The following is a 6,681-nucleotide window of genomic DNA, read 5'->3' on the forward strand; positions in this document are numbered from 1 at the left end:
GCCCAGCACACCCCCGCCCGGCGTCCCCCTCGTGAGGGACCTCCCCGGCGTGACGACACCGCGCACCCCCGCCCCTAGCCTCCCTCTCCATGAGCGACGCAACGATCGAAGTCCTGGACCTGCGCAAGCGGTTCGGCCGGACCCTCGCGGTCGACGGCCTGTCCTTCAGGGTCGAGCCCGGCACGGTCACCGGCTTCGTCGGACCGAACGGCGCGGGCAAGTCCACCACCATGCGGGCCCTGCTGGGCCTGGACGCCCCCGACGAGGGCGCCGCCCTCATCGGCGGCCGCCCCTACCACGCCCTGCGCACCCCGCTCCTGGAGGTCGGCGCCCTGCTGGACGCCGCCGCCCTGCACCCGGCCCGGCGCGGCCGGGACCATCTGCGCTGGCTCGCCCACTCCCACGGCCTGCCCGCCGGCCGGGTCGACGAGGTTCTTCAGCAGGTCGGCATGGAGACGGCCGCCCGCCGCAGGGCCGGCGGCTACTCCCTCGGCATGCGCCAGCGCCTCGGCCTGGCCGCCGCGCTCCTCGGCGACCCCCCGGTCCTGCTCCTGGACGAACCCGTCAACGGCCTCGACCCCGAGGGCATCCAGTGGATGCGCACCCTGCTGCGCACACTCGCCGCCGAGGGCCGTGCCGTCCTCGTCTCCAGCCACCTGATGAGCGAACTGGAGGACACCGCCGACCACTTGGTGGTCATCGGGCGGGGCCGGCTGATCGCCGACACGGCCGTCTCCGATCTCCTGGCCGCCGCCTCGGGCGACCGGGTGCGGCTGCGCACCGACGCCCGTACGCAGGCCATGGAGCTGCTCACCGCACAGGGCGCCACGGTGGCTGTCACCGGCCGCGACACCCTCACCGTCACCGGCCTTCAGGCGCGCCGGATCGTGGAGCTGCTCAATGCCGCCGACGTGCCCTTCGCCGAAGTGGGCGCGCACCGGGCGACGTTGGAGGAGGCGTACATGGAACTCACCCGCGACGCGGTCGAGTTCACGGCGTCCGCGGGCATCGACGAGGTGGCCTCGTGACGACGCCGACCCGCACCCCGTACCGCTCCCGCCTCCATCCGGCGCGGGCCGGATTCGGCCGCCTCCTGCACGCCGAGTGGACCAAGTTCCGCACCGTCCGCGCCTGGCCGGTCGTCCTGGGCGTCGCCGTCGTCGCCGTCGTCCTCGTCTGCCGGCTCGGCGCGAGCGGCTCCAGCACCAGCGGCGGCGGTCCCGTGACCCTCGGCCCCGGCGGCGAACGCGTCGTCGACGTCTTCCGCTTCACCCACCGCCCGCTGACCGGCGACGGCAGCGTCACGGTCCGCGTCACCGGTCTGAGAAGCGCCGACGGCAAGGGCATCGAACCCTGGGCCAAGGCCGGCGTCATCGTCAAGCAGAACCTGGACGAGGGCTCCCGGTACGCGGCCGTCGTGGCCACCCCGGCCCACGGCATCCGCATGCAGTGGAACTTCACCCACGACACGGCGGGCTCGGCGTCCGACATCGCGACCACCCCGCACTGGCTGCGCCTGACCCGCAGCGGACAGCACCTCACCGGCTACGAGTCCGCCGACGGCCGCACCTGGTCGAAGATCGAGGACGTACGGCTGCCGGGTCTGCCGCGCACCGTGCAGGTCGGCCTCCTCGCCGCCACCCCCGCCCACAACAACGTCCACCGCGCCTTCAGCGGCACCAGCGAGACCTACGGCGGCGGCACGGTGACGGCCACCTACGACCGTCTCGCCCTCCGGGGCGACTCCACCGCAACCGCCTGGAAGAGCACGGACGTCGGAGGCCCCGGACCGAACGGCCCCGCCCCGAACGGCCCAGCACCCCAGGACGCGCAGCCCGGCCGCACGGACGTGTCCCCCTCCGGCACCTACACCCTCACCGGCCGCGGCGACATCGCACCCGCCCTGGACGGCCCCGACATGGTCCAGATGAGCTTCCAGGGCGTCTTCGTCGGCGTCCTGTTCATGGTCGCCCTCGGCACGCTCTTCGTGACCGGCGAATACAAACGGGGCCTGATCCGTACGACGTTCACGGCGACACCCGCCCGGCTGAAGGTGCTCGCCGCCAAGACGACCGTGATCGCCGCCGTGACCTTCACGACCGGTCTCCTCGCCACCGCTGTCGGCTTCAGCCTCGCCCAGCGCGTCCTGCGCCACAACGGCTTCGCCCCACCGGAGTTCCCCGACCTCTCCCTCCTGGAGAACCCGGCGCTGCGCGCGGTGGTGGGGAGCGCGGCCCTGCTCTCCCTGGTGGCGGTCCTCGCCCTGGGCGTCGCAGCCGTGCTGCGCAACAGCGCGGGCACCATCGCGACGGTGGTGGCGCTGGTGATCCTGCCGCAGATCCTCTCCTTCGCCTTCCCGCTGCCCGCCGCCCAATGGCTGCTGCGGGTCACCCCGGCGGCGGCGTTCGCGATCCAGCAGGGCGTCACGCGCTATCCGCAGGTGAAAGTCAACTGCCTTCCGGAGAGCGGCTGTTACCCGCTGTCCCCGTGGAACGGCTTCGCCGTCCTCGCCGCCTACGCCGCGGCCGCCCTGCTGCTGGCGGCCTGGCGACTGCGCCGGAGGGACGCATGAGGTGGCTGCACGCGGAGTGGACCAAGCTCCGTACCCTGCCCAGCACGTGGTGGCTGCTCGGCTCGACCGTGCTGCTGACCGTGGCGGTGGGCGCCGCGGCGGCCTCCTCCCTCACCACCGGGGTCTGCCCGTCCCCCGACGCCTGCCACGAGGACACGGTGAAACTGAGCCTGACGGGGGTGTGGCTCGGCCAGGCCACCTGTCTGGTCCTCGGCGTCCTGTCGATGGGCTCGGAGTACGGCACCGGCACGGTCCGTACGACGCTCTCGGCGATGCCGCAGCGCCGGCGCCTGCTCGCCGCGAAGGCGGCGGTGCTCGCCCTGCTCACCGCGGCGACCGGAGCGGTGGCGATCACCGCCGCGCTGTGGACGGCCCACCTCGTCCTCCCCGTCGAGAGCCCCACGCTGCGCGCGACCGCCGGCTCGGTCCTCATCCTCACGCTGGTGGCCCTCCTGGGCCTGGCCCTGGCCACCCTCCTCAGGGACACCGCGGCCGCCGCCACCCTCGGCCTGGGCCTCCTCTACGTGGTCCCGCTGCTCGCCGACCTCCTCGGCTCGCCGGTCTGGCAGCACCGGCTGAACCGCTGGACCCCCATGCCGGCGGCCCTCTCCATCCAGGCCACCCGCGACCTCGACCGCCTCCCCATCGCCCCGTGGCCCGGCCTCGGCGTGCTGGCGGCCTACGCCGCGGGGCTGCTGGTGGCCGGGGGAGTGGCGTTCGGGCTGCGGGACGCCTGAGGCATGACCAAGCGCCCGCCCTCGAACGCAACACCCCCGGACGGGCCGGATCAGGCGTTCTTGATCGCCGAGATGTCGAAGTTCAGCTTGATCTTGTCGGAGACCAGCACGCCGCCCGTCTCCAGCGCGGCGTTCCAGGTCAGGCCCCACTCGGAGCGCAGGATCTCCGCCTTGCCCTCGAAGCCGACGCGCTCGTTGCCGAAGGGGTCCTTCGCGGCGCCGTTGAACTCGAGGTCGATGGTGACCGGCTTGGTGGTGCCGAGGATCTCCAGGTCACCGGTGATGCGGTAGTCGTCACCGTCGAGGGACTCCGCCTTGGTGGAACGGAAGGTCATGGTCGGGAACTCGTCGATCTTGAAGAAGTCCGCGCTCTTCAGATGCCCGTCGCGGTCGGCGGAACCCGTGTCGATGCTCTCCATCTTGACGTCGATGGAGGCGGTGGACGCGGACGGGTCGCTGCCGTCCAGGTGCAGCGAGCCGGTGAAGTCGAGGAACTTGCCCTTGACGTTGGTGACCATGGCGTGACGGACGGTGAAGCCGATCGTCGAGTGAGCGGTGTCGATCGTGTAGTCGCCGGTCAGTGCAGCCAGCTCGGGGTTCGCCATGACGCACTCCTTCGGGTTGATGTTGAATGTTGAACTAACTAACGAGAACGACCGTAGACCTATTCCCTTCAACTTTCAACATCATCCGCGGTGTGTTGGCGGGAGGCTCCTGTGGTGGTAGATGCACAGGGCATGAACCCACACCGCAGAGGTTCCATGAGACCCACGCGCCGGGCCGTCCTCCTCGCGGCCGCCCTCGTCGCCGCGGCCGCTCCCGTCGCTCGCGCCGCCGAGCCCGACGTCTACGAGACCCTCCGCCGCCGCTGGCTCGACATCGCCCTCGGCACCGGCTACGACCCCACGGCGGAGCCGTACGCCTCCCGGCTCGCGCAGACCGGCGACCTCGCCCGCGCGGTGCAGGCGACCATGGCCCCCACCCCCACCTCCCTCTGGCCCGGCTACCCCTACGACCCGCCCGCCGGCATCACCCAGAGCTACAGCCGCCTGTGGACGATGACCCAGGCCTACCTCCAGCAGGGCACCGGCTCCACCGGCGACCCGGCCCTCCTCGCGGACGTCCTGCGCGGCCTCGACCACCTCTCCGCCACGATCTACAACCCCTCCACCACCCGCTACGGCAACTGGTGGGAGTGGCAGATCGGCAGCCCCCGGCTGCTGATGGACATCGTGGCCGCGCTCCGGGACCACCTCAGCGACGAGCAGACCGCCGCGGCCTGCGCCGCCGTGGACCACTTCATCCCCGACTCGATGCTCACCGACTACTCCGGCACCTCCACCGGCGCCAACCGCGTCGACCTGTGCCGCTCGGTCGTCCTGCGCGGCATCCTGGGCCGCGCCGACGCCAGGATCGCGCTCGCCCGGGACGCCCTCTCACCGGTCTTCCCCTACGTCACCGAAGGGGACGGGCTCTACGCGGACGGCTCGTTCGTGCAGCACACCTGGGTCGCGTACTCGGGGACGTACGGACAGGTCATGCTCGACGGGCTCGGGCGCCTCTTCACCCTCCTCGCCGGCTCCGCCTGGGAGGTCACCGACCCGAACCGGCAGATCGTCCTCGACAGCGTCGAGCACGCCTACGCGCCGTTGATCCACGACGGCCTGGTGATGGACTGCGTCAACGGCCGCGCCATAAGCCGGGGTTACCTCAAGAGCGACGACCTGCACGTCATGCGCAGCGACCACTTTCACGGTCAGGGCATCATCGCCGCGATCGCACTCCTGGCCGGCGGGGCGAGCGACGCCGAACGCGAGCGCTGGCAGTCGTACGTCAAGGGCTGGATCGAGCGGGACACGGTGACGCCGATCCTGACGGCCCCGCAGTTCGGCGTCGCCGACCTGGCCCGGCTGCACGCGGTCGCCGACGCCCCGGTCCCGGCCGCCCCCGAGCCCCCCGGCCACCGGCTCTTCCCCGCGATGGACCGTGCCGTGCACCGCGGCACGGGCTTCACGGCGAGCATCGCGATGTGCAGCGACCGCATCACGTACTACGAGTGCGGCAACGGCGAGAATCCGCGTGGCTGGCACACCGGCGCCGGGATGCTCTCCTGGTGGCCGGAGGGCCGCTCGGACCAGTACACCGACTGGTTCTGGCCCACCGTCGACTGGTACCGCCTGCCCGGCACCACCGTCTCCACCCTGCGGCTGCCCGACAAGGCGGGCGGCGAGTGGGGCGCGCCCAAGCCGGACGTGCGCTGGGTGGGCGGCACGACGGACGGCACGTACGCGGCCGTCGGCCAGGATCTGCGGGGCCTCGGCTCGACGCTGCGGGCCCGCAAGTCCTGGTTCTGCGCGGCGGACGCGGTGATCTGCCTGGGCGCGGGCATCACCTGCACCGACGGCGTCCCGGTCGAGACGATCGTCGACAACCGCAATCTGGGGGAGGGCGGGACCCAGGAATTCGTACGCGGCCACGACTGGGCCCATCTGGAGGGCCACGGCGGCTGGCTGGTCCCCGGCAGCGGCCTGCACACCCTGCGCGAGGACCGCACCGGCGCCTGGTCCGACATCAACACCACCAGTACGACGGAGCAGGCCACACGCCGCTGGCAGACCCTCTGGCTCGACCACGGCACGGACCCCCGGGAGGCGGCGTACGTCTACGTCCTCATGCCCGGCGCCTCCCGCCGGACGGTCGCGGCCCGTGCCGCCGACCGCCACTGGCTGTCGGTACTCGCCAACGACGGCGCCCGTCAGGCGGTCCGGGTCCCTTCCCTGGGCCTTGTGGCCGCCAACTTCTGGCAGAGCGGCACAGCGGGCCCGCTGACCGTCTCGGCGGCCGCGAGCGTGCTGATCCGGCGACGCGGCCGGACCGCTACCCTCTGCGTGAGCGAACCACCCCGAACGGGTGAACCGTTCGAGATCATCTGGGACCGTCCGGTCCGCGGGGTGGTGAGCGCCGACGACACCGTGGAGGTCCTGTCCACCGGCCGTCGTCTGCGCCTCCGGATTGCCCCGGGAGTGTCATGTGCCACTCACCGATGTGAGGTGACTCTCGGCTGACGGCTTTGTGTGACCTCCACAAGCCGGAAGCCCTCTGAGCAGTCGGAACGCCTGCATGCCGTCCAGGTTCTGTTCAGGGGTACCAGGAAAACGGGCCGGAGACTGTGAGGAGTCGACGGCTCGCATTCCTGGGTCGGCTTCGTAAGGTCACTACATGACCGTTTTGGATGAGGCGCCGAGTGAGCCGACGGGTGAGCCGGCGGACGCGCGCGGCCGGGTCGCCGAGTTGCACGAGATCCGGGCTCGGGCGCTGGCCGGGCCGAGTGAGAAGGCGACCGAGGCGCAGCACGCCAAGGGCAAGCTGACC

Annotated in this window: 5 protein-coding genes; 4 read left to right on the forward strand and 1 reads right to left on the reverse strand. The window is 72.0% G+C overall.

The window, feature by feature from the left end:
• The first annotated feature begins 89 nt into the window (after positions 1–89).
• Genes MQN93_RS38370 through MQN93_RS38380 form a run of 3 tightly spaced genes read left to right on the forward strand, consistent with a single transcriptional unit; the run spans position 90 to position 3,309 of the window.
• Positions 90–1,028, forward strand: a complete 939-nt coding sequence (locus MQN93_RS38370) for an ABC transporter ATP-binding protein (protein ID WP_242713117.1) — start codon at positions 90–92, stop codon at positions 1,026–1,028.
• Complete coding sequence (locus MQN93_RS38375) at positions 1,025–2,572, forward strand: DUF1349 domain-containing protein (protein WP_016432464.1); 1,548 nt, start codon at positions 1,025–1,027, stop codon at positions 2,570–2,572. Before MQN93_RS38370 ends, MQN93_RS38375 begins: the two co-directional genes overlap by 4 nt.
• On the forward strand, positions 2,569–3,309 hold the full coding sequence (locus tag MQN93_RS38380) for an ABC transporter permease subunit (protein WP_242713118.1): 741 nt from the start codon (positions 2,569–2,571) through the stop codon (positions 3,307–3,309). The genes MQN93_RS38375 and MQN93_RS38380 overlap by 4 nt, the downstream gene beginning before the upstream one ends.
• Before the next feature lie 50 nt (positions 3,310–3,359).
• On the opposite strand, the gene MQN93_RS38385 is transcribed toward MQN93_RS38380, so the two are convergent.
• Positions 3,360–3,914 (reverse strand): YceI family protein, encoded by a 555-nt coding sequence (locus tag MQN93_RS38385; RefSeq protein ID WP_016432462.1) that lies wholly within the window; start codon positions 3,912–3,914, stop codon positions 3,360–3,362.
• 156 nt (positions 3,915–4,070) lie between these two features.
• Between MQN93_RS38385 and MQN93_RS38390 the strand changes: the two genes are divergently transcribed.
• Complete coding sequence (locus tag MQN93_RS38390; protein WP_242713119.1) at positions 4,071–6,374, forward strand: polysaccharide lyase 8 family protein; 2,304 nt, start codon at positions 4,071–4,073, stop codon at positions 6,372–6,374.
• Positions 6,375–6,681 lie beyond the last annotated feature (307 nt).

Source organism: Streptomyces spinosisporus, from assembly GCF_022698145.1.
GTDB classification, from domain to species: Bacteria; Actinomycetota; Actinomycetes; order Streptomycetales; family Streptomycetaceae; genus Streptomyces; species Streptomyces spinosisporus.

What these genes read in the sequence shown, in the direction of transcription:
- MQN93_RS38370 (WP_242713117.1), top strand. Translation starts at nt 90, where the DNA reads ATGAGCGACGCAACGATCGAAGTCCTGGACCTGCGCAAGCGGTTCGGC.
- MQN93_RS38380 (WP_242713118.1), top strand. Translation starts at nt 2,569, where the DNA reads ATGAGGTGGCTGCACGCGGAGTGGACCAAGCTCCGTACCCTGCCCAGC.
- MQN93_RS38385 (WP_016432462.1), bottom strand. Translation starts at nt 3,914, where the DNA reads ATGGCGAACCCCGAGCTGGCTGCACTGACCGGCGACTACACGATCGAC.
- MQN93_RS38390 (WP_242713119.1), top strand. Translation starts at nt 4,071, where the DNA reads ATGAGACCCACGCGCCGGGCCGTCCTCCTCGCGGCCGCCCTCGTCGCC.